Origin of the sequence: Mesobacillus subterraneus, assembly GCF_023715485.1 — a bacterium.
GTDB lineage: Bacteria > Bacillota > Bacilli > Bacillales > Cytobacillaceae > Mesobacillus > Mesobacillus subterraneus_B.
The window spans coordinates 1-727 of the sequence record NZ_JAMBOF010000045.1; the positions used below are offsets into that span (position 1 = coordinate 1).

General features: G+C 37.0%; 1 protein-coding gene. It reads right to left on the reverse strand.

Annotated elements, in window-relative coordinates:
* Nucleotides 1-288 precede the first annotated feature (288 nt).
* Entirely contained in the window at nucleotides 289-411 is a 123-nt protein-coding gene (locus M3204_RS23475; RefSeq protein ID WP_079508283.1) for a GapA-binding peptide SR1P, read from the reverse strand.
* Between the last annotated feature and the right edge of the window lie 316 nt (nucleotides 412-727).

The window sequence follows — 727 nt, forward strand, 5'->3', positions numbered from 1 at the left end:
CGAAATCGAAATGTATAGCCGACTGTCCAGAAACGCAGAAACTGGAGACTCCACCAAAGAAGCGCTTTTTGCTTCTGCCGGGGGAGTTGAAGTTTCGGAGTTTCTAGGAGGCGACACTAGACAAGCGACTCGAGCTGCTCAAAGCTAACGCTTCTCGCAAGATACTCGAGGAAGACTCTCAGGGATGAAAACTGGCTAGGCGCTGGAGCTGGACATTTGTCGAAGTAAAATTTTACACTTTCATATATAAAAAATAAGGGCATGCTCTGCATGCCCTTTTATCTATTCTTATCTTTCCTCTGCCCCTTCATGGTCGCAGCAGTTACATTTTTTTGAATATAACACCGTTACTTTTTCATCCTCGAAATGGTCAATTGTAGAATTGCAAGTTTGACAAACGATTGTACCCATCTTTTCAAACCCCTTTTCGTTTCATTTTTTGAAAGCGCTTTATCACCTTTAAATATATAATAATATAACACTATTAATATTTCAAGCCTAAATCGTATAACACTTTTAGTTTTTTTATGGTTATTTATATATATATAACCACTATATATGCTTAATCATTGATTAGTATGACACTATTAAATTTAAAGCTTAGCATTCCTGTAGATCGCTATTTTTGAGCTTTGAAAAAAATAGGGCTCCTCAGTAAGATATGAGTAAGACACGACTCTAACTCAAACTTAGGAGGAACCCTTACTATGAAGTTTAAAATGCAGGA